This is a genomic window from Kitasatospora sp. NPDC005748 (assembly GCF_040630735.1).
Lineage (GTDB): Bacteria > Actinomycetota > Actinomycetes > Streptomycetales > Streptomycetaceae > Kitasatospora.
Genome location: NZ_JBEXYD010000012.1, coordinates 71,240 through 94,399, shown reverse-complemented (window position 1 = coordinate 94,399; position 23,160 = coordinate 71,240). Strand labels below are relative to the sequence as shown.

The window sequence follows — 23,160 nt, the reverse complement described above, 5'->3', positions numbered from 1 at the left end:
GGCTGCGCGGTCGTCGGCCCGGCCGGGTGCGGGGAGGATCGGAGTCGTCGTCGGCCCGGCCGTCCTGCCGGGGGCCTATGGCGTGGCTTGCGGTGGGGTGGCCGCCCCGGCGGGGGAGGCCGCCGTGGCGACGGCGGCGAGGTAGCGCTCGATGGCCAGGTACTGGCAGAGCACCGCCACCGGGCGGCCGAGCCGCGCGTACCAGGAGGCGAGCCGGGCGAACGCGGTCACCTCGAACCAGACCTCGCCCGCGGTGTCCATGGTCACCAGGAACGCCTCCTCGCCGCACTCCGGGTGCCCGGGGAGGGTGCCGTAGGCGAAGCCGATCCGGTCCGGCTCGTCCACCGTCCACACCACCCGGCAGGGGATCACCAGCCGGGGCCGCCGCAGCCCGGGCAGGCTCAGCCGCAGGAGGACGGTCGCGCCCTCCTCGGCCGGCGCGTACGGATGGACGGCGAAGCCGCTGCCCAGCTGGCAGCCCCAGCCGAGCACGTACCGCCCGGCCCGCTCCAGGACGTCGGGACCGTGCCCGAGGTGGATCCGCCGCCGCAGCTGGGCGTAGCCCTTGGGGAGCCGGGCCTCGCGGGTGGCGCCCACCTCCGGGTAGGTCGGGGCGGCGGCGCGAGCGGCGAGCAACCGCCGGTGGAGCGAGGCGGGGGAGGCGGAGGAGGCGGGCATGGGCCTCACGGTAACCGGGCCCGGCCGTCGGGACGGGGGTGGGGGTGGGCGGACGGGTCGCCCGTCGTGGCACTCGCGGCGCCTTGGGCCCGTCCGGCCGGGCCTGGGCGGCGCTGGTACTGGCTCGGTAGCTCCGCCCGCCCGGCCGCCGGTGCCTCGGCGTCGCCGGCGGGGCCGCCCGCCCAGCGCTCCGGGCCCGTCCGGCCGGGGCCGGCCTTGCCGAGGGGTGGGGGCGCGGAGTATCAAGGCGGCATGAGCGAAGCGGTGAAGAACGAAACGGACCCGGTCTGCGCACTCGTCCCCGGTGGCGCCGGGCCGGAGGCCGCCCTGACGCACGACCCGGAGCTGATCGGGCCGCGCGCGGACTGCGTGCTGTGCGGGGAGCCGACCGAACTGCCCGCCGACCACCCCGGTGTCACGCTCTGCCCGGTCTGCACCTGGCAGCAGGCGCAGCGGATCGCCTGCTCCGGCTGACGGAGCGCACCCGACCGGGCCCGGCGCGGCCGTGGCGCCCCGGGCCCCGCGGCCCCCGGGCCTCCCCTCAGGCGTCCTCCCGCCCGGCGAGGGCGAGGGTGGAGCCCCGGCGGCCCTTGCGGACCATCAGCTGCGCCGGGATCCGGCTCCTCAGATCGGCGACGTGACTGACGATGCCGACCGCGCGGTCCCGCTCGCGCAGGCCGTCGAGGACGTCCATCACCTCTTCCAGTGCCTGCTCGTCCAGCGTGCCGAAGCCCTCGTCGATGAAGAGCGTGTCCAGCGGCATGCCGCCGGCCTCGTCGGTGACCACGTCGGCGAGACCGAGCGCCAGGGCGAGCGAGGCGAAGAAGCTCTCGCCGCCGGAGAGCGTCGAGGTGTCCCGCTCGGTCCCGGTCCAGGCGTCCACCACCCGCAGTGCGAGGCCCGAGCGCTTGTTGCCGGTGCCCCGGCCGTCGCTGTGGACCAGGGTGTACCGGCCGCCCGACATCCGTACCAGGCGGGCGCTCGCCGCCGCCGCCACCTGCTCCAGCCGGGCCGCCAGGACGTACGACTCCAGCCGCATCCGCAGCCGGTTCTCGGTGGAGGTGCCGGCGGCGACGGAGGCCAGCCGGTTGATCCGGGCGTACCGGTCCAGGGCCGGGGCCAGTGATGCGGCCAGCTCCGCCAGCTGCCGCCCGATCCCGGCCAGTGCCGTGCAGCGCGCCTGCGCCGCCTCGTGGCCGGCGTGCGCCCGGCGGAGCCGGTCGGTGGCCGCCAGCAGCTCGGCCTGGGTGCCGGGCAGATCGGCCGGCGGGCGGCCGGCGGCCTCGGCCAGCTCGGGCCGGGCCAGCTCCCGCTCCGCCGCGGCCAGTGCCGAGCGGTGCCGGGTCAGCCGGGCCTCCAGCCGCTCGCGTTCCTCCCGAGGCAGCAGGACGGCCGTCGCCTCCTCCGGGCTCGGGAACCCGGCCGCGACGGCTGCCCTGGCCAGCTCGTCCTCGGCCTTCTTCCGTTGCAGCGCCGCGTCCGTGCAGGCCCGGGCCGCTCCGGCGAGTGCCGCCACGCTCCCGGCGAGGCCGGCCAGCGCCGAGGCCCGGGCGGACACCGACGCCGCGTCGCCCCGGGCCGCGGTCACCCGGCGGGTCAGCTCCTCCTGCTCGCTGCCGAGGGTCTGGATCCGGGCGGTCAGCGCGGCGGTGCGCTCACCGGCGTCGCGCAGTGCGGCGAGCTGGCGGGCCTGGTCCTGGGCCAGGCGTTCCAGCTCCCGGGTGACCGGGTCGAGGCCCTCCGCGGCCCGCAGCGCCTCGCGGTGCTCGCGCTCCAGCGCGCCCAGCGCCTCGGCCAGGGCCGCGACGCTCTCCGGCCCGGCCGCCCCGGCGGCGGTCGCCTCGCTCACCCGCAGGCCCGCCAGCTCCCGCTCGGCGGTGTCGGCCGCCTGCTCGGCCCGCGCCTGGGCGGCCCGGGCGGCGTCCTCCTCCTCCGCGCCGACCTGGCCGCTCGCCGGGAGGGCCGGCTCCGGGTGCTCGGGCGATCCGCAGACCCGGCAGGCCTCGCCCGACCGCAGCTGCGCCGCCAGCTCGGCGGCCATGCCGGTCAGTCGGCGCTCGCGGACGTTCTGGCTGTGCTCGCGGGCGTCGAGCGCCTCGGTGCGCAGGGTGAGCGCCCGGGGCTCGGCCACGGCGATCGATGCCCGCAGCTCGTCCCGGCGGCGGGCGGCGGCCAGCCGCCCGGCGAGCTCGGCCTGCCGGACGTCCAGCTGCTCGACCCGGGCACCCGCGGCCCGGGCGGCGGACTGCTCCTCCTGGAGCGTGGCGAGCCGGCCGTCGAAGTCGGCCAGCCAGTCGGCGGCCTCCTCGGCCAGCTCCTCGGCGCGCCGCCGGTCGGCCTCCAGCGACGCCTGCTCGCGGCGGAACTCCGCGCAGCGCCGCTCCTCGGCCCGGGCCGTCTCCAGCCGGACCACCTCGGCCCGCAGCCGGTGCTCGGCCGCCGCCAGCTCCTCGGCCTCCGCGCGGGCCAGCGCCGGGCCCTCGCCGTCCGGGGCGCCGGCCAGCGCGGCGCGCCGGCGGCGCTCCTCCTCGTGGGCCGCCCGGTGGGCGGCCTCGGCGGCCTCGCGCAGGTGCAGCAGCGACTCCACCCCGACGGCCGCCCGGGCGGCCGTCAGCCTGGCGGAGTCACGCTCCATCGCCGGTGCGCCCTCGGCGAGGCGGGCCGCCTCCAGGGCGGCCTCGCGGTGGCGGCGCTGCCGGCCGGCCAGCTCCTCCGCGTTCCCACGGTCCGCCTGGGCCCGGCGATGGCCGGCCTCGGCGCCGGCCAACGCGGACTCGGCGACGGCGAGCTGCTCGGCGGCGCCGCCGCGCAGGATCGCGGCCCAGCCGAGCACCCCGGCGGTGAGGTCCGCGGCGGGGTGCGCCGACTCCTCCTCGGTGGGCACCCAGCCGGCGGCGGGCTCGGCCTGCGGACCGGCCGCCTGCTCGGCCTTGCTGGCCAAGTCCCGCAGGCGCCGGCGGCCGGTCTGGACGGCGGCCTCCTGGGAGCGCCGCTGCTCGGCCAGCCAGGCCTCGACGTGCTGGAACCGCTCGGTGTCGAACAGCCGCCTGAGCAGCTTGCCGCGCTCCTCGGAGTCGCCGCGCAGGAAGCGGGCGAAGTCCCCCTGCGGGAGCAGCACCACCTGGCAGAACTGCTCCCGGCTCATCCCGATCAGCCGGTGGATCTCCTCCCCGGCCTCCTGGTGCGACTTGCTGACCGCCCGCCAGCCCGGCGTGCCGTCGCCGCTGTCGGCGGCCCACTCGCGCAGCAGCGTCTGGGCGCGTTCGACGGTCGTCCCCCGGCCGACCTTCTTGGGGCGCAGTTGCTCGGGCAGCCGGGTGATCTCCAACCGCCGCCCGCCGAGCGTCAGCTCCAGCCGGACCTGGGTGAGCCGCAGCGGTTCGGCGTGGTCGCTGCGCAGCCGGCTGGCCCGCCTGGCGCCGGGCACCTCGCCGTAGAGGGCGAAGCAGACGGCGTCCAGCACACTGCTCTTGCCCGCGCCGGTGGCCCCGCGCAGCAGGAAGAGACCGCCGGAGGCGAGCGCGTCGAAGTCCACCGTCTCGGTGCCGGCGAACGGTCCGAAGGCGGTGACGGTGAGGCTGTGGAGTCTCATCGCGGCAGCTCCGCCTTGCGGTCGTCGCTCTCCCGGACGGTCTCGAAGCCCTCGCGCAGCCAGCCGAGCTCGTCCGCGTCCGGCTCGGCGCCGGGGCGCACGTGCCGCAGGAAGCCCTCGGCGATCTCCAGGTCCGCCCGGCCGCTGACCCGGGCCGCGTACGAGGGGGAGGCGGCGGCCTCGCTCTCCTCGGGATCGAAGAGCAGCTGCAGGGTGTGCGGGAAGCGCCGGCGCAGCTGCTCCATCGGCTCGGCCGGGCGGCCGGGGTCGGTCAGGGTGGCCTGGACCCAGGACCGCTCGTGCTCGGCGTGCTCCGGGGCGGTCAGCAGCTGGTCGAGGCGGCCGCGCAGGCGGGCCAGCGGTCGCGGCCGCGGGCAGTCGATCCGCTCGGCGGCGACCGAGCCGTCCGCCGCGAGGTCGACCAGCCACATGGTCTTGCGGTGGGTGGCCTCGGAGAAGGAGTAGGCGAGCGGCGAGCCGCTGTAGCGCAGGTGCGGGGCGAGCGTCTGGCAGCCGTGCAGGTGGCCCAGCGCGGCGTAGTCCACACCGTCGAAGACGGACGCGGGGACGGAGGCGACTCCGCCGACCGCGATGTCCCGCTCGCTGTCGCTGGGTGCGCCGCCGGTGACGAAGGCGTGGGCCAGCACCACCGACCTGGTGCCCGCGGGGCGGCTCGCGAGGTCGGCCCGGACGGCGTCCATCGCCGCGCCGAGCACCGCCGCGTGGCCGCCGCGCGCCAGCCCGAAGCGCTCCCGGACCAGCGTCGGCTCCAGGTAGGGCAGACCGTAGACGGCGACCGGCCCGTGCTCGTCGGCCAGCAGGACCGGCACCGCGCACTCGCCCGGGTCGGTCCGCAGGTGGACGCCGGCCCGGCCGATCAGGCCCGCGCCCACCCCGAGCCGGCGGGCCGAGTCGTGGTTGCCGCTGATGAACACCGTCGGCACGCCCAGGTCGGCCAGCCGGTGCAGCACGTCGTCGAACAGGGCGACCGCCTCCAGACCGGGCAGCGCGCGGTCGTACACGTCGCCGGCGACGAGCACGGCGTCGACGCGCTCGGCCCGGACCACCGCCACGAGGTGGTCCAGGAAGGCGCGCTGGGCGTCGTGCAGGCTCTCCCGGTGGAAGGAGCGCCCGAGATGCCAGTCGGAGGTATGCAGCAGTCGCATGGTCCCCGACCATAACGTCCGGCACTGACAACGCGGGCCGGATCGGACGTCACACCCGTCCTCGGGGGCTCCGGCCGATCGCTCAGGGTGCGTTGTCAGTGACGGTGTGTATGTTCTCGATCGCCGGCCGCTCCGAGCCCGGGGCGGCGGCACGAGCCCCTGGGAGGGCCTATGTCCGTGCAGTCCCCGAATGTCGACGGCCGCCGCGTGGTCGGGTCCGTCGTGCCCGGGTCCGTGCCCGTGCCTGTCGTGTCGGCGTCCGCCGTGCCTGAGCCGGTCGGGCGGGACCGGCCCGGGCGCCCGGCGGCCGGCGGGCGCGCCCGGCGCGCGATGCGGCGCGTGGCGGCTGCGGGAGCGCCGCCGCCGGCGCGTGTCCGGTCCGGGCCGGGGCCGGGCGGCCCGTTCGCCGGCGGCCCGCCGGGTGGCCCCTCGTCGGGCGGCCGGGGCGGTGGCCGCGGTCCGGGGGGTCGGGCGGCCGGTGGGGGAGGCGGGGCCGGGCCGGGCGGCCCCGGCGTCCGGGCGCGGCAGCGGGGCGGCTCGCGCGGTGTGCCGCCGCAGCCGGTGGCGCTGGCGCTGGCCGTCCACGCCGCCGACTTCGCCGAGCTGGCCCGGCTCGGGCTGTTCGGCCCGCTCGGCTTCCGGGACTACCTGTGGCGGACGCAGGCCCGGCTCCGGGCCCTGCGCGGGCAGGGCATCGAGGTGCACCTGAGGGTGTTCGAGCCGGCCGACTACCGGGACTACTGCGAGGCCTTCGGCCTCGACCCCGGATCGGCGGCGGCCCGCGTCGCCTACGCGGCCGACCCCGAGCTGGCCGGCGAGCCCTTCGTCTACGGCGGGGAGCAGCTGACCGAGCTGCTCCCGGTCCTGGTCGACGACCACCTGGCCCGGGTGCGGATCTCGATCGCCTGCGCCGCGTTGCTGGACGCGGTCGGCGACGGCCCGTCCGGGCAGTCGCGGCTGGTGGCGGTGATGCACCACGTCACCGGGGTGTACCTGGCGCTGGCCGAGGGCGCCGGGGAGGGCGGCCACCTGCTGACCCTGCGCTGCCACGGCCCGGAGGACGGCGAGCACCTCACCGCCGCGGCGGACGTGCGCGGCGACGGCGGGCGGGTCCTCCTCGGCGGCCGGGACGCCGAGGCGTTCTGCGCCACCCTGGCGGCGGGGGTGGCACTCGGCGGCGCGGGCGCCCTCCTGCTGCACGGGGACCCTGCGGCGCCCGGTGGTCCGGTGGTGCGCGGCTGGGCCCTGGCGGCCGGCCGGCTGAGGCCGATGACCGCCCGGGAGGTGGTCGACGCGCTCGCCGACGATGCCGCGCTGGGGGTGCCGTTCCCGCCCGGAGCCGTACCGCTGCCCGGCTTCCCGCTCCCCGCCGCGCCGCCGGGGGCCGCGCCGCCCTCCGGCGACCGGGGTCCGGAGGGGGGTGGGCCGCTGGGCTGACCACCCGGGTGAGGCCTCCGTGTCCACCAAGCGGCGCTGGGGACTGTTCATCGACCGCCTGTTCGGGGAAGATTTCGGGGAAGATCAACAGGAGAAGCGCGCGGTGCCCCACACCGCCGCCTCCGCCGCTCCGCCCTGTACCGCGCACGCAGGTCCTCCCCGCGCACCGTCGGTCCGGCGAGCCCGACACCGAAAGGGGGACGCATGAGCCGGATCGAGTACAGCGCGGAGATCGCCGAGCTGCTGGGCAAGGTGCGGCGGCGTCCCACGGCGGGCTGGCCGTGGCGGCCGGGCGAGCGGGTGCCGGCCGGGCTGTCGGTGAAGCAGTCGTGGGGCTGGCTCTTCGCGCCCGACGGCCGGGTGCTGACCCTGGTCAACCCCAAGGACGGCATCGTCTCGCTCCCCGGCGGTTCGCTGGAGCCCGAGGACGACGGCGACCCGGGCTCCGCCCTGGCCCGCGAGGCGGCCGAGGAGGCCCAGGCGGTGATCGGCACGCCCCACTACCTCGGCTACCTCTACGACCGGGTCGGCTCGGCGAACGGTGGCCACGAGTGCGCCCGGGTCCGGATGGCCGCCGCTTTGCGGGCCGTCGGTCCCAGCGCGGCGGACCCGGCGTCGGGGCGGCACTACCGGCGGCTGCTCGTCGCGCCCGGTCTCGCGGTCGAGCTGCTCGGCTGGGGTGAACCGGGGCTGCGCCAGGCACGGGCGGCGGTCGCGGCGGGCGTCCGGTGGCTCGGGGTGCCCTCGGCCGCCAACGAGGCGATCGAGGAGCTGCCGGCCGAGGGCTGCGAGGTCTTCCCCGGCGCCGCCCACCCGGGCCCGGCACCCCTCCGGCTGAGCGCCGCCACGGGTGACCCGGGCCCGGGCCCGGGGTTCGGCGCGGGCCCCGGCGCGGGCCCACGCCCCGGCCCCGGCCCCGGCCCCGGTGCCGGCGCCGCCCCCGCCGACGCCCCCGACCCCGACGCCCCCAGCCCCGCCTCTCCCGCCCCCGGCCGTCGTGCGAGCGGAGGGTGACCGAGTGACGGTGCCGCATCCGGCAGGGCTCTTCCACCACGTCGAGCTCTGGGTGGACGACCTCGCCGCCGCCGAGGCGCAGTGGTCCCCGGTGCTGCTCGCCCTCGGCTGCGAGCCGTTCCAGCAGTGGCCCCGGGGCCGCAGCTGGCGTCTGGGCACCGCCTACCTGGTGATCGAGCAGTCGACCGCGCTGCTCCCCGGCGGTCATCAGCGCCTGCGCGCCGGGCTCAACCACCTCGCCGTGCACGGCTCGCGCGCGGCGGTGGCCGCCGCCCTCGCGGCCGGGTGGACGGTCCGGGTGGACACCGGCGAGGCGGTGCACCTGATCAACGGTCAGGGCTTCGAGCTGGAGATCGTCTGCGTCTAGCGGCAGGCCTCGGTGTCCGCTCCCGCGCGGCGTCCGGCGGCCGTCCGCCCCGGATTCCCGGCCCCGGCACCGGCGGGTGAGTGCGCGACGGCCTCGTGACTGTCCCTCGATCGGGGTACCCCGACACCGGCGCCGCCGACGGCGCCGCCGGGGCCTGACCAGCGCACTTGCCGTATCCCGCCGCCGAGTTCACTCCACCGTCGTCAGACTTCCCGTCAATTGTCTTGGCATGACCACTTACCGAGCACCCTACTGCCTGGTATCACAGATGTGACTCACGTCACTCCCTGGAGGTGTCATGCTACGCCCCACCCGTGCCATGTCCATGGCCGCCCTCGCGGCTCTCCTCACGATGACCACCCTCTTCGCAGCCTCGTCCGCCCACGCGGCCGGCGTGAACTACGCCGCCCTCGGCGACTCCTACGCCTCCGGCCTCGGCTCCGGCAGCTACACGAGCGAGAGCGGCAGCTGCAAGCGCAGCACCAACGCCTACGCCTACCTCTGGAAGAACGCGCACGCGCCCTCGTCCTTCTCCTTCGTCGCCTGTTCCGGTGCCAGAACCGGTGACGTCCTCAACAACCAGCTCTCGGTCCTGAACTCCGGCACGACGCTCGTCAGCATCAGCGTCGGCGGCAACGACGCGGGCTTCGCCAGCACCATGCAGACCTGCGTGCTGGACTCGGAGAGCGCCTGCCTCAACGCCGTCGCCGCCGCGAAGACCTACGCCAACAACACCCTGCCCGGCCAGCTCGACCAGGTCTACGCGGCCATCCACGCCAAGGCGCCCAACGCCCGCGTGGTGGTGCTGGGCTACCCGCACCTCTACAAGGTCGGCGGCAGCTGCATCTTCGGCATCGGCGACACCAAGCGCGCCGCCATCAACAGCGCGGCGGACGTCCTCGACGGTGTCATCGCCAAGCGGGCGGCCGACGCCGGCTTCGCTTTCGGTGACGTCCGGAGCGCCTTCACCGGGCACGAGATCTGCGCTTCCGGCACCACCTGGCTGAACAGCACGACCCTGCCCATCGAGGAGAGCTACCACCCGAAGGCCGCCGGGCAGTCGGGCGGCTACCTCCCGGTGTTCTCCGCGCAGGTCTAGCCGGCGCGGCAGCCGGTGCGCCGGCCGGTCCCGCCCACCTCCGGGGCGGGACCGGCCGGCGCCTCGCTCAGCGCACCGGCTCAGCGCACCTGCTCAGCGCACCTGCTCACCGCCCCCCCCGGCTCACCGCCCCGGTGGGAAAGGGATGCCGGCGAGCACCGGCAGCAGCTCCCGCTCCTCGTGGTCCAGGTGCGCCTCCAGCTCGGCCGACATCCGGGCCAGCTCCGCCCGGAACCGCTCGGGTTCGGCCACCCCGATCCCGGCGAGCAGCTTCACCAGCCCGTCCTTGATCCGGCCGACCGAACGGTGCTCGTCGCCCAGCCGGGCGAGCGTCTCCCGCAGGTGCGGGTGGCTCCGCGCCAGCGCGGGGAAGATCGCGGCGTTCTCCCCGGTGTGGTGGTGGGTCAGCCCGGCGCAGAGCGCGAGGCAGTGCTGCCGGATCTGCAGCCCGAGGCCTGGCGGCCGGCCGTCACCGGCGGGCCCGGCCGCGAAGTGGGCCTCCGTCTCGGCCCGGACGTGCCGCAGCTGGGCACGCAGCCAGGTGTGCACCTCCAGCAGTTTTCCCGCCAGGTCGGCCACCTCGCGCGGCTCGGCCCCGGACCGTTCCAGTGCCACCACCGGCAGCACCCGTGCGGTGTGCGCCTGGTAGTCGCCGTACCCGGGGGCCGCCCGGACCACCGCCTCGAACAGTCGGTCCCGCCGGGCGCCCTCGGCCGGCACCGCTACGGCCTCGAACACCTCGGTGCCGAGCTCCACCCGGACCACGGGGTGGGCGAGCAGATTGCGGTACCACTGGGGGTGGTCCGGCGCCCCGGCCGCCGAGGCGACGACCAGCAGCTGACCGTCCGCGCGGACGTACCCGAGCGGCACGGTGTGGTCCTGTCCGGTCCGTGCGCCGGTGGTGGTGAGCAGCAGCAGGTCGCCGCCCTCGAAGGGGCCGCCGACCTCGCCGCCGTTGGTTCGGAATTCCTCGATGATCGCTTGGTTGAAAGACATGGGCATACGCCTGTGGAGTCTCCGGTGCATGGGGAGTGGAGGCCACGGCGCCGCATCGCACGAGCGCAACGGACCGAAGCGGGCGTGCGGGCAGCGCCGCGGCCGCTTGGGTCAGATCAGGGAAGCGGAGTGAGAACTCATCGCGCATCGTCCCTCGGTCGAAGGTGCCCGCCCGGTCGCCGGCCGGCCCAGTTCTCTTTGGCCGACACCGCGCTGCACGCCCCCCATTACAGTCACCCGCCCACCCCGTGTCAACGAGCTCGATCAGGATCGAGGGCGGCGCGCGCCGCCGCTCTTCCCCCGGGGGAGCGGCGACGCGGGCTCGGGGCTACCGCAGGTAGGAGGCCAGGCCGGCCGGCTTCAGCCCGGCGGTGGCGGCGGCGGCGAGGGCGCGCTGGAGGTCTCCGGCGAGGGTGTCGGTCCAGTGCATCAGGACGACGTCGCCGGGGGACAGGGTGCCCTCGTGCCAGATGTTGGAGGCACCCCAGCTGAAGTCGGCGTCGGCGGTCAGCACGTGCTGGATGCCGCAGTTGGCGGCGGCCTGCAGGGTGTCGGCGTTCCAGGCGAAGAACGGCGGGCGGAAGACGGTCGGGGCGGTGCCGAAGGTGCGGACCTGGGCGTCGCGGGCGTCGCAGATCTCGACCTGCTGCTCGGCCGGGCTGAGCGTGGTCAGATCCGGGTGGGAGACGCTGTGATCCTGGATGGAGGAGCCGGGCACGGCGGTGACGCGGCGGAAGAAGTCGGGGTCGGTGGCGGCCGGCATGGGCAGCGGGAACGCGGTGATCGGCAGCTGGTGGTCGGCGATGAACCGCTCCGCCTCGGGGGTGCGCTGCCAGCCGTCGTCCACGGTGAAGAAGACGACCCGGTCGCTGGTCGGCACCGAGCCGGCGGCGGTGGCCGGAGCGGGCGCCGGACCGTCCACCCGGACGTCGTCGACGGCGAACGGACCCTGCTGGTACCAGCCGTGGACGTACAGCCGGACGGTGCGCGCGTCGGGACCGGTGGTGAACCGGGTGGTCAGCTTCTGCCAGCCGCCGTTGGTGGTCGCCGTCCAGGCCGGGGCGACATCGCGCCCGGTGCCGGTGACGCCGAGGTGGACGAAGGCGCCGCGGACCCAGGCCGAGGCGGTGTACGTGGTGCCGGGCCGGACGGAGACGGTCTGCGCGCACTCGCCGTTGGAGTCGTCGTTCGCCGGGGTGACGGCGAGGGCGGAGCCGCCGGAGTGCGGGGCGGTGGTGGTGGCGGACGCCTCGGCGGGGCCGCCGGTGCAGCGCCAGCCGGGGACGCTGCCCCAGTCGGCGAGCGAGGAGGCGGGGATCTCGAAGCCCGGGTTGGTGGCCAGATTGACGGCGGGCGCCGCGGCCCCGGCGGGTCCGGCGGAATCGGCCGAGGTAGAGGTCGAGGCCGACGCCGGGGCCGCGAGACCGCAGACGGCGAGCAGCGTGCAGGCGGCGAGCGCCGACAGGCGTGAGGACATGGACACGTGTGGACTCCTGCGTGGGGGCAGTGGAGGACACGCCCGTGGGGAGGGCGTGTGGAACGGGGTGGAGCGCTCCCCGAGGGGCGGGAGCCGTGGGCGTGCCGCACTCAGACCGAGGCAAAACAATGGACTGGACCACTCGGATCGTCAAGGGAGTGACGTGCCGTGAGCCCGCTGTCATCCGTACCGCGAAGAGGACGAGACGGACCGTCAGGAGCTGTACAGCTCGTCGATGTCCGGCCGGTAGTACTCCGTGATCGCCGCCCGGCGCAGCTTCAGCGAGGGCGTCATCAGGCCCTGGTCGACGCCGAACTCGCGCGGCAGCAGCCGGAACGCGCGGATCGACTCGGCGCGGGAGACGGCGGTGTTCGCCGCGGCCACCGCCCGCTGGATCTCCGCGTGCAACTGCTCGTCGGAGAGCACCGCCCACGGGTCCAACTGCTCCCGGCCGTGCGACTTCAGCCAGTGCGCCAGGGCGGCCGGGTCGAGCGTGATCAGCGCGGCCACGTACGGGCGGTCGTCGCCGACCACCAGGCACTGCGAGACCAGCGGATGCGCCTGCACCCGCTCCTCCAGCGTGGCCGGGGCGAGGTTCTTGCCACTGCTGGTGACGATCAGGTCCTTCTTGCGCCCGGTGAGGGTGAGGTAGCCGTCCTCGTCCAGCCGGCCGAGGTCGCCGGTGCCGAACCAGCCGTCGTACAGCGACTCCTCGGTGCAGCTCGGGTGGTTGAGGTAGCCGCCGAAGACGCCGGAGCCGCGCACCCACACCTCGCCGTCGTCGGCGATGGCCACCGAGGCCCCCGGGACGGGGCGGCCGACCGTGCCGAGCTTCTGCCGGCCGGCCGGGTTGGCGGTGATCGCGGCGGAGGTCTCGGTGAGGCCGTAACCCTCGTACAGGCTGAGGCCGATGCCGGTGAAGAAGAGGGCGAGCTCCCGGTTGAGGGCCGAGCCGCCGCACATCACGCCGCGCACCCGGCCGCCGAGCACGGCCCGCAGTCGCGGGTAGACGGTCCGCTCGTACGCCAGGTGGCGCAGCCGCAGCCGGGGGCCCGGTCCGGGGCCGTGGCCCAGCGCGCGCTGCTCGCGGGCGGTGGCCCACTCGACGGCCACCTGCCGGGCCTGCTCGAAGAGTTCGCCCCGCCCGGCCTCCTCGGCCGCCCGCCGGGCCTGCTGGAACACCTTCTCGAAGACGTAGGGGACGAGGTGCAGGAAGGTCGGCCGGTACGCGGCGAGCGCGGGCAGCAGGGCCTCGGTGGAGACCTCGGGGATGTGCCCGATCCGGAAGCCGCCGCGGATCGCCGCGATCTGCACCATCCGGCCGTAGACGTGCGCCAGCGGGAGGAAGAGCAGGGTCGACGGCTGGCCGCCGCCGGTGTCCGCGAAGACCTCGGCCCAGCCGTCCAGCAGGGCGTCGGCCGCCGAGGCCAGGTTGGCGTGGGTGAGCATGCAGCCCTTGGGGCGGCCGGTCGTCCCGGAGGTGTAGACGATGGTGGCGACGTTCTCGGCCGCGACGCCGAGCCGCTGGCGGTGGACGAGCGAGTCGGGTACCCCGCGGCCGTCCTCGGTGATCGAGTCGACGCAGCCCCGGTCCAACTGCCAGATGCCGGTGAGGTCGGGGAGCGCGTCGCAGACCGCGCCGACCGTCATGGCGTGGTCCTCGTCCTCGACCAGGCAGGCCACCGCCTGGGTCTCGGCGAGGATCCAGCGGACCTGCTCGGGCGCCGCGGTCGGGTAGATCGGGACGGTGATCGCGCCGATCGACCAGAGCGCGTAGTCGAACAGCGTCCACTCGTAGCGGGTGCGGGACATCAGCGCGACCCGGTCGCCGTACCGGACGCCCCGGGTCAGCAGGCCCTTGGCGAGCGCCAGCACCTCGTCCCGGAAGGCGGTCGCGGTGACCTCGTGCCACTGCGGGTCGCCGTCCGTCCGGCGGGCCAGCTGGACCAGGCCGGACCTGCGTTCGGCGGTGTCGTAGAGCGAGTCGGCCAGCCCGCCGGTGGCCGGTGGTCCGGTCGGTGCGGGGGAGCTGAACTCGCGCACATTGCCCCCGATCCCGTTGTGGCCCCTGCCTGCCGGGCCCGTACGGGCGTCCGGATCGGCGGCGCGCTGAACGGTCGGGCAGGTGGAGCGAAACTATCGGATTGCTCTGTCACTGCCCAGGGGTGTGACCGTGACGCGACGAGATCGGCACCGGCCCGTAGGGAAAGTGCCGCGGCGGGGGATGGCCGGGGCTGGGCGGCCGAGGGGTGAATCCAGGATGACAGGGATCATTCGGACATCATCGGGCCGGGGGTCGGGAGAGGGCGGGTTCGACCCTCGAACGAGTGGTCAGGGCGTAGTAGGCTCTCGCAGACCTGCGGCCGAGGCCTCGCCGACCGGCCTGGTCCGACCGCCGGAAACCAGGACGAAAGCCCTGGTTGACAGCCGTGAGCCACCCTGGTCCACAGCCCCGAACAACGACCCCGAACGACAGCCCCACCCGAAGGCCTCGCCCTAGGTCGCGCACCACCCCGCACCACCGCCGCCGTACCGTCACCGCCAGCCCGCCTCTGCCGACCGCCCCTTCGAACCGCTCCCCGTCCGCGCCTGGCACTTCCCGACCGAGGACTCCATGCGTCTGCGCAGCAGCTCGATCCGCGCGAAGATCATCGCGCTGCTCCTGGTGCCCATCGTCGCGCTCACCGCCCTGTGGGTGTACGCGACGCTCGCCACCACCGGTGACGTCTGGAGCCAGTTGGCGGTCAGCAGTACGTACAAGGAGTTCGGCAAGCCGGTCGACCAGTACGCGTACGACCTGCAGAACGAGCGCCGCGCCGCCGTCCAGCGGCTGGCCGACCCGAGCTCGCGGGCCGCCCGGGACGCCTTCGAGCAGGCCCAGGCCGTCACCGACCGGGACCTCGTGACGCTGCGGCTGAAGAAGACCGACGACGGGGGCAAGCTCGACGCGGCGCAGCGCGGCCGGTACCTGCAGATCCTCGCGGCCGCCGACCAGCTGACCCCGCTCCGCAGCCAGATCAACCGCTCCTCGCTCAACTGGGAGTTCGCGCTCGGGCAGTACAGCGACCTCGTCAAGCCCACCTTCGGCTTCCGGTCCGCCTTCGTCGCCCGCCAGAGCGGCCAGCTGCCGCGCCAGGGGACGATCCTGATCGAGCTGGCCCGGGCCCGCGAGTACCTCTCCCAGGAGGACGCGGCGATGGAGGGCCTGAGCACCGCCTCCGGTCGGCCCACCGCCGAGCAGTACCAGGTCGCGATCGACGCCCTGCACAACCAGCAGGCGCTGTTCACCGTCTACATCGCCGAGCTCGACCCGGCCGACCAGAGCGACTACATCGCGCTGCGCGGCGGCGAGGCCTGGGCGGCGCTGTCCCGCGCCGAGGCCGACTTCGTGGGCGCGGGCGGGCCGGAGCGGGTGGTCCAGGCGATCAACGGCGACTCCTGGCGGGAGACCGCCGACCGCGCGCTGGGGGACCTCGCCGCCATCAACACCCGGCTGGCCGGGGCGATCGGCGACCGGGAGCGCTCGTACGCGATCGGGCTGCTCTGGCGCGGCGGCATCGCCGGTGCGATCGGCCTGGTCGCGGTGGTGCTGTCGGTGATGATCTCCTACCGAATAGGCCGGGGCCTGGCCCGCGAGCTGATCGGCCTGCGCAACGCGGCCAACGAGCTGGCCGGCACCCGGCTGCCCTCGGTGATGCTGCGGCTGCGCAAGGGCGAGGCGGTGGACGTCGCGACCGAGGCGCCGGAGCTGCAGTTCGGCTCGGCCGAGATCGGCCAGGTCGGGCGGGCGATCAACGCCGTCCAGCGGGCCGCCGTCGAGGCCGCCGTCGAACAGGCGGACCTGCGGCGCGGCGTCTCCGCGGTCTTCGTCAACCTGGCCCGCCGCAGCCAGGTGCTGCTGCACCGCCAGCTGACGCTGCTGGACACCATGGAGCGCCGCACCGAGGACCCGGCGGAGCTGGAGGACCTCTTCAAGGTCGACCACCTCACCACCCGCATGCGCCGCCACGCCGAGGGCCTGATCATCCTGGCCGGCGGCTCCCCGGGCCGGGCCTGGCGCAAGCCGGTGCGGATGGTGGACGTCGTCCGTGCCGCCGTCGGCGAGGTCGAGGACTACGCGCGGGTGATCGTCCGGCCGTTCCCCGGCACCGGGCTGCTCGGCAGCGCGGTCGCGGACGTCACCCACCTGATCGCCGAGCTGGTCGAGAACGCCGCGGTGTACTCCCCGCCGAGCACCCAGGTGACCGTCCAGGGCGAGGTGGTGGCCCACGGCTTCGCGCTGGAGATCGACGACCGGGGGCTCGGGCTGAGCGAACTCGCGCTCGCCGAGATCAACGAGCGCCTCGCGGTGGAGCAGGAGTTCGACCTCGCGGACACCGACCGCCTGGGCCTCTTCGTGGTCAGCCGGCTGGCCCGCCGGCACGGCATCCGGGTCCACCTGCGGCCGTCGCCGTACGGCGGGACGACCGCGGTGGTGCTGATCCCGCGCGAGCTGCTGGCGGAGGCGTCGGACGGGCCGCCGGCCGGGGCGGCTCCCGGCCGGCGTGCGGTGCCGGCCGGGCAGGGCGAGCGCGATCTGGTCGTGGTGCCGCCGCCGGGCGGCGCGGGTACGGCGGGCGGTGCGAGCGGCGCGGCCGACGGCGGGCCGGGGCCGGAGGCCGGTCGGGCCGCCGGGACCGCGTCCGACCAGGGCGGACGCCACCGGGGGAGCGGCGGCCCGCGGCCGTCGGCGCCCGACACCACCCGTACCCCGGGCGGTCTGCCGCGGCGGGCGCGGAACAGGACCGGGCCGACGCTGGTCACGGCCTCGCCGGACGAGGCGGTCCGGGGCCCGGGCCGTCACCGCCGGGAGGGCCTGGCCGCGCCGGAGGGCGCCGAGGCCGGACCGCAGGACGCCGGTGCCGCCGGTGGGCCGGACCGCACGCCGGTCGGGCAGCAGCCGCCGGCCGCCTTCCCCTCCGCCAGGCTCTCCTCGGTCGGTCGGCCCCCGGTCGGGCGGCCGGAAGCCGGGCTGCCCGAGGCCGGGCGATCCATGGCAGCGCAGCCCCCGGCGGAGCAGCCCTCCGCCGGGCAGGCGGCCGACGGTCCTCCCGCCGGCGGACCCGGTCCGCTGCCGCGCCGCGTTCGGCAGGCCAGCCTCGCGCCCCAGCTCCGGGAGCGCGCCGTCCAGGAGCCCGGCCGGTCGGCCGCCGAGACCGCCCGCGAGCGCTCGCCGGAGGAGGCGCGGGCGACGTTCGCCTCCTTCCAGCGCGGCTTCACCCGGGGCCGCGGTTCGGCGGCCCCCGTCCCGCCCGCCCGGCCGGCCGCCGTGCCCCCGTGGCAGCCGCCGGACCCGAACCGGCGCGCGATCGCACCGGCCCCGGCCCCGGCGGCCCTGCCCGCCCCGCCGCCCGGCGACCGGGCCCCGCTCGCCCGCTGGGTACCGGGCGCGTCGCCCGCCCCGCGCTCCGCACGGACAGCACCCTCGACACCCGCGGTACCGGCACCACCTGCAGCATCCGCAGTGAAGGCACCACCCGCAGTGAAGGCACCACCCGCACCACCCGCTCCAGCGGAAGGAAGAGATTCATGACCACTTCGACGCAGTCGTCCGGGGACCTCAACTGGCTTCTCGACGATCTCGTGGGGCGCGTCGCGGCCCTGCGGCACGCGGTGATCCTGTCCAGTGACGGGCTGGCCACCGGGGCCTCCCGCGACCTCGACCGCGAGGACGCCGAGCACCTGGCCGCCGTCGCGGCCGGCTTCCACAGCCTGGCCAAGGGCGCCGGCGGGCACTTCAAGGTCGGCGGCGTCCGCCAGACCATGGTCGAGCTGGACGAGGCCTTCCTCTTCATCACCGCGGCCGGCGACGGCAGTTGCCTGGCGGTGCTGAGCGAGGCCGAGGCCGACATCGGCCAGATCGCCTACGAGATGGCCCTGCTGGTCAAGCGGGTCGGCGAGCACATGGCCGCCGAGCCGCGCACCGAAGCCGCCCCGCCGGGGAGATGAGCGGCCCGATGGCGGAGGAGGAGCCCGAGCTGGAACAGGACGACCCGGCCGGGGACGAGTCCGGGGTCGACCTGTTCCAGCCGCGCACCCCGGTCGACGACCGGTGGTTCGACGACGAGGCCGGTCCGGTGGTGCGGCTGTACTCGATGACCCGGGGCCGTACCCGCCCGGTCGAGGACGGCCTGTTCGACCTGATCTCGCTGATCACCGTCGCCGAACCCGGGCCCCGGGCCGGGGCGGTGCCCGCGCTGGTGCTCGACCCGGAGCACCAGACCATCCTGACCTGGTGCCGCCGCGAACCGCTGTCCGTCGCCGAGCTCGGCTCCTACACCGACCTGCCGGTCAGTGTGGTCCGCGTGCTGCTCGGCGACCTCTACGACGCCGAGCTGATCAGCGTCACCCGACCCGTTCCGCTCGCCGAGCTGCCGGACGAGCGCCTGCTGCGAGACGTGATCAATGGACTCCGTGCGCTCTGACCACCACGAGAACGCCGCCGCCGGTGCCACGGTCAACGACCCGCCCTGGCGGGGTGGTCCGGCGGTCGCGGTGAAGATCCTGGTCGCGGGCGGCTTCGGCGCGGGCAAGACCACGCTGGTCGGCTCGGTCAGTGAGATCCGCCCGCTGCGCACCGAGGAGGAGCTGAGCGAACTCGGCCGCCCGGTGGACGACACCGCGGGGGTGGAGGCCAAGCGGACCACCACCGTGGCGATGGACTTCGGCCGGATCGACCTGCGCGCCGGGCTGGCGCTCTACCTGTTCGGCACCCCGGGGCAGGACCGGTTCTGGTTCGTCTGGGACGAGCTGGCGCGCGGTGCGCTCGGTGCGGTGGTGCTCGCCGACACCCGCCGACTGGCGGACTGCTTCCCCTCGGTGGACTTCTTCGAGCAGCGCGGCATCCCCTTCGTGGTGGCCGTCAACTGCTTCGACGGCACCGAGCTGTTCGCCGCCGAGGAGGTCCGGGACGCGCTCGACCTGGACCCGGGGATCCCGGTGCTGCTCTGCGACGCCCGCCGGCGCGAGGACGGCAAGGACGTGCTGGTCGCCCTGGTCGAGCACGTCGGCGCACAGCGAAGGGGCGGCGCGGGCCGGTCCTGACCGGTGCTCTGCCGATCAGGCCCGGCGCAGACGCCGGGGAGCCCGGGCGGTCGCCGGCGGCCGCCAGGAGCCGTCGTCTCATTCGGGCGTCCGTATGCCGGACGTCCGCCGGTCGGTAGGTTGCCTAGACCGGGTCCGGCGTGGAAGGCTCTGGACGAAGGCCGCCCGGCCCTGCGGTTCGGGATGCCTCGGAGCACACCGGAACGCCGCGGGAAGCCCGGCGGCGCACCACGACGCACCGCTCACGCGACCGCGTCCAGGACCAGGGGGAGGGCAGTACCGTGACCGTCGACCACCGCCGCGCCGCGGCCGCGCCGGCCCCGGTCACGCCGGCCCTGACGATCCGCCGGTACATCGACCACGCGCTGATCTGCAGCGCCTGCTGTCGGTGACGGACCGGCCGGCCTCCCGGTAGCCCGACGGACTTCGCGGCCCGCCCGGTCGTGAAGCGTGCCTCTGACGCTCCGTCAATCCGTAGGCCCAGCCGCACCGGACGCCGGTGTCCGGCCGTGCCGCCGTTTCCCATGCCCGCTCTCGCGGAGACCACCAGTGAACCTCGCCAGCCCCATCACCACCCCTGCTGCCGCCGTGACCGTCGGCGTGCCGGGAGCGTCGCACCGCGTGCGGTGCAACGGTCCGTTCACATGGTTGAATGGGCGCATGAGCAACGTCGTGGACAGCAGCCGAGGTCACCTCGACCTTGAGCCGTTCTGGCCGTCCCGGCAGCCGCACCTGTTCGACCAGACGTGTCCGGGCTCGCCCAGCGCGTCCCGGCCCGCCGTCCGCTGACCTCGGTTCAGCCCCCGGCAGTACACCCGGTCGACGCGCAGACGACTCCACCCCGTCCGTCACGCGCGAAATGAGCGGCACCATGTCTTCCTCCTCCACGGCCACCCTTCCCCTTCCCGCCGCGACCCCGCACCTGCGCGCGGTCCGCTCCGTCCCGTCGAGCGCCGAACGATGGCACGGCGCCACGATCCCGCCGCACCCCGCCGCCCCCCAGCACCAGTCGGGGCCGCACCACCAGGTCGGCCAGGCGCCGTCGCACTTCGCGGCGCCCGCCCCGGTCGCGGCCCCGGCGCCGCAGGGCGGCCAGGTCGCGCAGGCCCTGCTCGCCGCGCTGCCGGAGGGGGCCACCGTCGTCGCCGCGCTCCCGCAGGGGGCGCTGCCGCAGGCCCTGCTCGCCCAGTACGGCGCGCAGTTCGGCGCCTCGGCCGGCCATCCGATGGTCGGCTACCTGGTGCTGGTGCCCGCCGAGGGCGGCGCGCCGCTCGGCGGCGCCGCCGCGGTCGGCCCCGGTCAGCACGTCCAGGGCGCCCCGCTCCTCGCCGCGCAGGCGCCGGACCCGACCCAGCCCCGCGCTCAGGTCCAGCCGCAGGCCGCCCGTCCGGTTCGGCCCGCCGGTCACGGCATCTCGGTCGACACCGAGCGGCGCAACGCCTACGTCGACGGGCGGTTGCTCGACCTCACCTACCTGGAGTTCGAGCTGCTGGCGCACCTGACCGAGCACCCGCAGCGGGTGCACACCCGTGACCACCTGGTCTCCGCCGTCTGGGGCTACGGCCACGTGGGCGACGGCCGCACGGTGGACGTGCACGTGGCGCGCCTGCGCCGCAAGCTCGGCGCGGCCTACCGCGACAGCATCGTCACGGTCCGCCGGGTCGGCTACAAGTACACCCCGGTGGCGTGACCCGCTGCTGAATTCCGTCGTCACGGGCCGGGCGTTCCTTCGAACGCCCGGCCCGTGACGCATGAATGACGACCGATCAGGCTCGCTGGTCGGGCGGCAGCAGCAGGACGGCCAGTGCGGCGGCACAGGTCCGCGCGTGCCCCAGGAACCAGTCCAGCCGGTCGTCGGTCAGGTGCGCCGGAGTCGAGCGGACGGCCAGTGCGAACCGGGCCTGCCCGGCGCCGTCCAGTACCGGGACGGCCACGGTGCGGACCCCGGCCGCCGACTCGCCGTCGTTGAGCGCGTAGCCGGCGGCCCGTACCTTCGCCAACTCCGCGTCCAGCCGGGCGGGTTCGGTGATGGTCCGGTCGGTGAACGGCAGCAGCGGGCCGATCGTCGAAGGCTGCGGCTCGCCGGGGCGCGGCCAGCCCAGCAGGACCTTGCCCAGCGCCGTCGAGTGCAGCGGGCGCCGCAGTCCGAGCCCGGTGTCCGGGCGCACGGAGGCGCCGACCAGGATGACCGCGTGCGGGCCGCTGCGGATCGCGAGGTCCGCGGTGGCCCCGGTGCGCTTGGCGAGCAGGTCCAGTTCGGGTGCTGCCAGGTGCAGCCCCCGCTGGTGGAAGCTGAGTTGGCCGAGTTCGGCGACGGCCGGGCCGAGCCGGTACCGGGCGGTCTGCTCGTCCTGCTCCAGGAAGCCGGCGCTGACCAGGGTGCGGGCCAGTCGGTGCGCGGTGGAGACCGAGAGGTCCATCCGGCGGGCCAGGTCCGAGGCGCTCAGGTCGGGGCCGTTGTCGTGGAAGCAGTGCAGGAGCCCGAGGGCCCGCTGGACGGCCTGTGCACCGGCCGGCGGGCTCTGGACGGCGGTGGCGGCCTCGGCCATGGCACCTCGCGTTCGGTCCGGCGCCCCGGCGGGTCCACCGGGGTCGGTTCCAGACTATGGCAGCCGCTGCTGCGGAATTGTGTCGGTGGCATTGCAATGGGATGGCGTTGATGAACAAGTGATCCCACGATGTGGCAAAAGCTTGCTTCGCGCTCCCTCGCCGTGGAACGCTCGGCACATCGCCCCGGACGGCCCCGTCCGGAGTCCGAGTTGTCGCCCGGGCCACCCAACCGGCAGGAAGGAGCAGCGCCGTGACGACCCACCGGTGCTCCGCCCCCTGCACCTGTTGTCGCTGACCCGCCGTAGCCCCCGAGCCGGTCGAAACGCCGCACCGCGCCCCGGGCCCTCCCAGGTCGGTGCCCTCCCGCACCGCCATGGGCCCGTCGCCCGGCCGCGTCACGGTCGGACCGCCCGCCCGCTCCCCACCCGCTTCCCCGGTCGGCCCCCGTGCAGCCCGCTGCTCAGCCCTCCGCTCAACCCTCTCCCTCCGACCGACCACGTCCGGTGCCGCGCCCCGCCGCTGCCCGCATCCGCCCAGCCAGAGGACCCGTCACCGTGCCCAGCCACGCCCGCTCCACCGCCGATGCCGCCCCCTCCGACGCCGCACCCGCCGCCGCGGCCGGTGTCGCGGCCGACGCCCCGGCCACGCTCTGGTTCACCCGCTGCCCCGTCCCCACCGCCACCGGCATCGCCGCCGACCAGGGCCGCTTCGCCCGGGAGTTCGCCGCCGACGGCATCACCGTCCGCTCGCTCCAGGACGCCCCGCCGGAGGTGGCCGCCGACCACCACTACACCCACGCCCTCACCGGCCTGTTCCGCGAAGGCGGCAACGTGCCCGCGCTCTGGGCCCGTTCGCGCGGCGAGCGGACCCGGCTGATCGGTCTCACCTGGATCGAGGAGCGTCAGGTCGTCCTGGTCCGGGCCGGCAGCGGGATCGGCTCGCCCGGGCAGCTGCGCGGGCTGCGACTGGCCGTCCCACGCCATGGGATCGGCATCGACTTCTGGCGGGCGATGGCCCTGGCCGGTCTGCACGGGGCCCTCGCCACGGCCGGACTCACCCTGGACGACGCCGAGTTGGTCGACGTCCCGGCCGCCCCGGGCGGTGGGCAGTGGGCCGCCGAACTGGCCGCGCTGCGCGACGGCGTGGTGGACGCGGTGTACGTCAAGGGTGCGCTGGCCGTCGAGGCGGCCCGCCGGTTCGGCGCCGAGGTCGCGATCGAGCTGGACGCCGTGCCGGACCGCCGCCGCCGGGTCAACAACGGCACACCGCGCCCGGTCACCGTCCACCAGCGGCTGCTGGACGAGCGTCCGGACCTGGTCGTCCGCTTCCTGGCCGTCCTGCTGGAGGCCGCCGACTGGGCCGCCGGGAACCCCGCCGAGGTGGCCCGGATCCTAAGGGCCGAGACCGGCGCCGGCGCCGAGGGCGTCGCCGGCGCCTACGCGGCGGGCGGGCACCGCACCCTGCACCTCGACCTCTCGCAGGAGCGCCTCGGCCTGTTGGAGCAGCAGGAGCGCTTCCTGCGCCACCAGGGCTTCCTCGGCGCCCCCGTCGACGTCGCCGCCTGGGCGGACCCCGAGCCGCTGCGCGCCGCCCGCGCCCTGCTCGCCGCCCGCCGCGCCGCGGCCGGGCCGGCCTGAGGCCGCTCACCCCACGCCGCCGCCCCGCCCGCCGCGCCGCTCTGTCCGCGTCGCTGTCCTGCCC

19 protein-coding genes are annotated in these 23,160 nt (G+C 75.9%); 12 read left to right on the top strand and 7 right to left on the bottom strand.

The genetic code is table 11. The features are described 5' to 3' along the window. Nucleotides 1-75 precede the first annotated feature (75 nt). Nucleotides 76-678 (bottom strand): DUF1990 domain-containing protein, encoded by a 603-nt coding sequence (locus ABZ495_RS12590; RefSeq protein ID WP_359835638.1) that lies wholly within the window; start codon nucleotides 676-678, stop codon nucleotides 76-78. A gap of 252 nt (nucleotides 679-930) precedes the next feature. Here ABZ495_RS12590 and ABZ495_RS12585 point away from each other — a divergent pair, with 252 nt between their 5' ends. Next, nucleotides 931-1,152, top strand: a complete 222-nt coding sequence (locus tag ABZ495_RS12585) for a hypothetical protein (protein WP_359835637.1) — start codon at nucleotides 931-933, stop codon at nucleotides 1,150-1,152. Between the two features lie 67 nt (nucleotides 1,153-1,219). Here ABZ495_RS12585 and ABZ495_RS12580 read toward each other — a convergent pair whose 3' ends face one another. Both ABZ495_RS12580 and ABZ495_RS12575 read right to left on the bottom strand, forming a co-directional pair. Next, nucleotides 1,220-4,270 (bottom strand): SMC family ATPase, encoded by a 3,051-nt coding sequence (locus tag ABZ495_RS12580; RefSeq protein WP_359804280.1) that lies wholly within the window; start codon nucleotides 4,268-4,270, stop codon nucleotides 1,220-1,222. Continuing rightward, nucleotides 4,267-5,436, bottom strand: a complete 1,170-nt coding sequence (locus ABZ495_RS12575) for an exonuclease SbcCD subunit D (RefSeq protein ID WP_359804281.1) — start codon at nucleotides 5,434-5,436, stop codon at nucleotides 4,267-4,269. Before ABZ495_RS12575 ends, ABZ495_RS12580 begins: the two co-directional genes overlap by 4 nt. Before the next feature lie 546 nt (nucleotides 5,437-5,982). On the opposite strand from ABZ495_RS12575, the gene ABZ495_RS12570 reads away from it, so the two are divergent. The 4 genes from ABZ495_RS12570 (at nucleotide 5,983) to ABZ495_RS12555 (ending at nucleotide 9,353) form a co-directional block, all read left to right on the top strand. Further along, a complete protein-coding gene (locus ABZ495_RS12570; RefSeq protein WP_359835635.1) occupies nucleotides 5,983-6,873 on the top strand; it encodes a hypothetical protein in 891 nt (296 codons plus the stop codon). Between the two features lie 204 nt (nucleotides 6,874-7,077). Further along, a complete protein-coding gene (locus ABZ495_RS12565; protein WP_359835634.1) occupies nucleotides 7,078-7,887 on the top strand; it encodes a hypothetical protein in 810 nt (269 codons plus the stop codon). 4 nt (nucleotides 7,888-7,891) lie between these two features. Next, nucleotides 7,892-8,254: a glyoxalase gene (locus ABZ495_RS12560; RefSeq protein ID WP_359835632.1), complete on the top strand. Its 363-nt coding sequence runs from the start codon at nucleotides 7,892-7,894 to the stop codon at nucleotides 8,252-8,254. Nucleotides 8,255-8,573: 319 nt separating this feature from the next. After that, nucleotides 8,574-9,353 carry an SGNH/GDSL hydrolase family protein gene (locus ABZ495_RS12555; RefSeq protein WP_359804338.1) on the top strand — a complete coding sequence of 260 codons (780 nt, stop codon included), beginning with the start codon at nucleotides 8,574-8,576 and terminating at the stop codon, nucleotides 9,351-9,353. 123 nt (nucleotides 9,354-9,476) lie between these two features. On the opposite strand, the gene ABZ495_RS12550 is transcribed toward ABZ495_RS12555, so the two are convergent. From ABZ495_RS12550 to ABZ495_RS12540, 3 genes are all read right to left on the bottom strand, one after another. Further along, nucleotides 9,477-10,355 carry a nitroreductase/quinone reductase family protein gene (locus ABZ495_RS12550; protein ID WP_359835630.1) on the bottom strand — a complete coding sequence of 293 codons (879 nt, stop codon included), beginning with the start codon at nucleotides 10,353-10,355 and terminating at the stop codon, nucleotides 9,477-9,479. A 322-nt stretch (nucleotides 10,356-10,677) separates the two neighbouring features. Next, entirely contained in the window at nucleotides 10,678-11,826 is a 1,149-nt protein-coding gene (locus ABZ495_RS12545) for a polysaccharide deacetylase family protein (RefSeq protein WP_359804286.1), read from the bottom strand. Nucleotides 11,827-12,039: 213 nt separating this feature from the next. After that, nucleotides 12,040-13,869, bottom strand: coding sequence for an AMP-dependent synthetase/ligase (locus ABZ495_RS12540; protein ID WP_359804287.1), 1,830 nt, complete (start codon nucleotides 13,867-13,869; stop codon nucleotides 12,040-12,042). A gap of 571 nt (nucleotides 13,870-14,440) precedes the next feature. On the opposite strand from ABZ495_RS12540, the gene ABZ495_RS12535 reads away from it, so the two are divergent. The 6 genes from ABZ495_RS12535 (at nucleotide 14,441) to ABZ495_RS12510 (ending at nucleotide 20,599) form a co-directional block, all read left to right on the top strand. Then, nucleotides 14,441-17,398: a nitrate- and nitrite sensing domain-containing protein gene (locus ABZ495_RS12535; protein WP_359835627.1), complete on the top strand. Its 2,958-nt coding sequence runs from the start codon at nucleotides 14,441-14,443 to the stop codon at nucleotides 17,396-17,398. Continuing rightward, on the top strand, nucleotides 17,395-17,814 hold the full coding sequence (locus ABZ495_RS12530; protein WP_329490565.1) for a roadblock/LC7 domain-containing protein: 420 nt from the start codon (nucleotides 17,395-17,397) through the stop codon (nucleotides 17,812-17,814). Before ABZ495_RS12535 ends, ABZ495_RS12530 begins: the two co-directional genes overlap by 4 nt. Nucleotides 17,815-17,960: 146 nt before the next feature. Beyond that, a complete protein-coding gene (locus ABZ495_RS12525) occupies nucleotides 17,961-18,290 on the top strand; it encodes a DUF742 domain-containing protein (protein WP_329492335.1) in 330 nt (109 codons plus the stop codon). 70 nt (nucleotides 18,291-18,360) lie between these two features. Next, nucleotides 18,361-18,909 (top strand): ATP/GTP-binding protein, encoded by a 549-nt coding sequence (locus ABZ495_RS12520; RefSeq protein ID WP_329492336.1) that lies wholly within the window; start codon nucleotides 18,361-18,363, stop codon nucleotides 18,907-18,909. 660 nt (nucleotides 18,910-19,569) lie between these two features. Continuing rightward, nucleotides 19,570-19,698, top strand: a complete 129-nt coding sequence (locus ABZ495_RS12515) for a hypothetical protein (protein ID WP_329490566.1) — start codon at nucleotides 19,570-19,572, stop codon at nucleotides 19,696-19,698. 82 nt (nucleotides 19,699-19,780) lie between these two features. Further along, nucleotides 19,781-20,599 (top strand): winged helix-turn-helix domain-containing protein, encoded by an 819-nt coding sequence (locus tag ABZ495_RS12510; protein WP_359835625.1) that lies wholly within the window; start codon nucleotides 19,781-19,783, stop codon nucleotides 20,597-20,599. A gap of 76 nt (nucleotides 20,600-20,675) precedes the next feature. Here the strand turns inward: ABZ495_RS12510 and ABZ495_RS12505 are convergent, their stop codons facing one another. Beyond that, nucleotides 20,676-21,458 carry an IclR family transcriptional regulator gene (locus tag ABZ495_RS12505; RefSeq protein WP_359835623.1) on the bottom strand — a complete coding sequence of 261 codons (783 nt, stop codon included), beginning with the start codon at nucleotides 21,456-21,458 and terminating at the stop codon, nucleotides 20,676-20,678. A gap of 555 nt (nucleotides 21,459-22,013) precedes the next feature. Between ABZ495_RS12505 and ABZ495_RS12500 the strand changes: the two genes are divergently transcribed. Beyond that, complete coding sequence (locus ABZ495_RS12500; RefSeq protein ID WP_359835620.1) at nucleotides 22,014-23,096, top strand: ABC transporter substrate-binding protein; 1,083 nt, start codon at nucleotides 22,014-22,016, stop codon at nucleotides 23,094-23,096. Nucleotides 23,097-23,160: the final 64 nt, after the last annotated feature.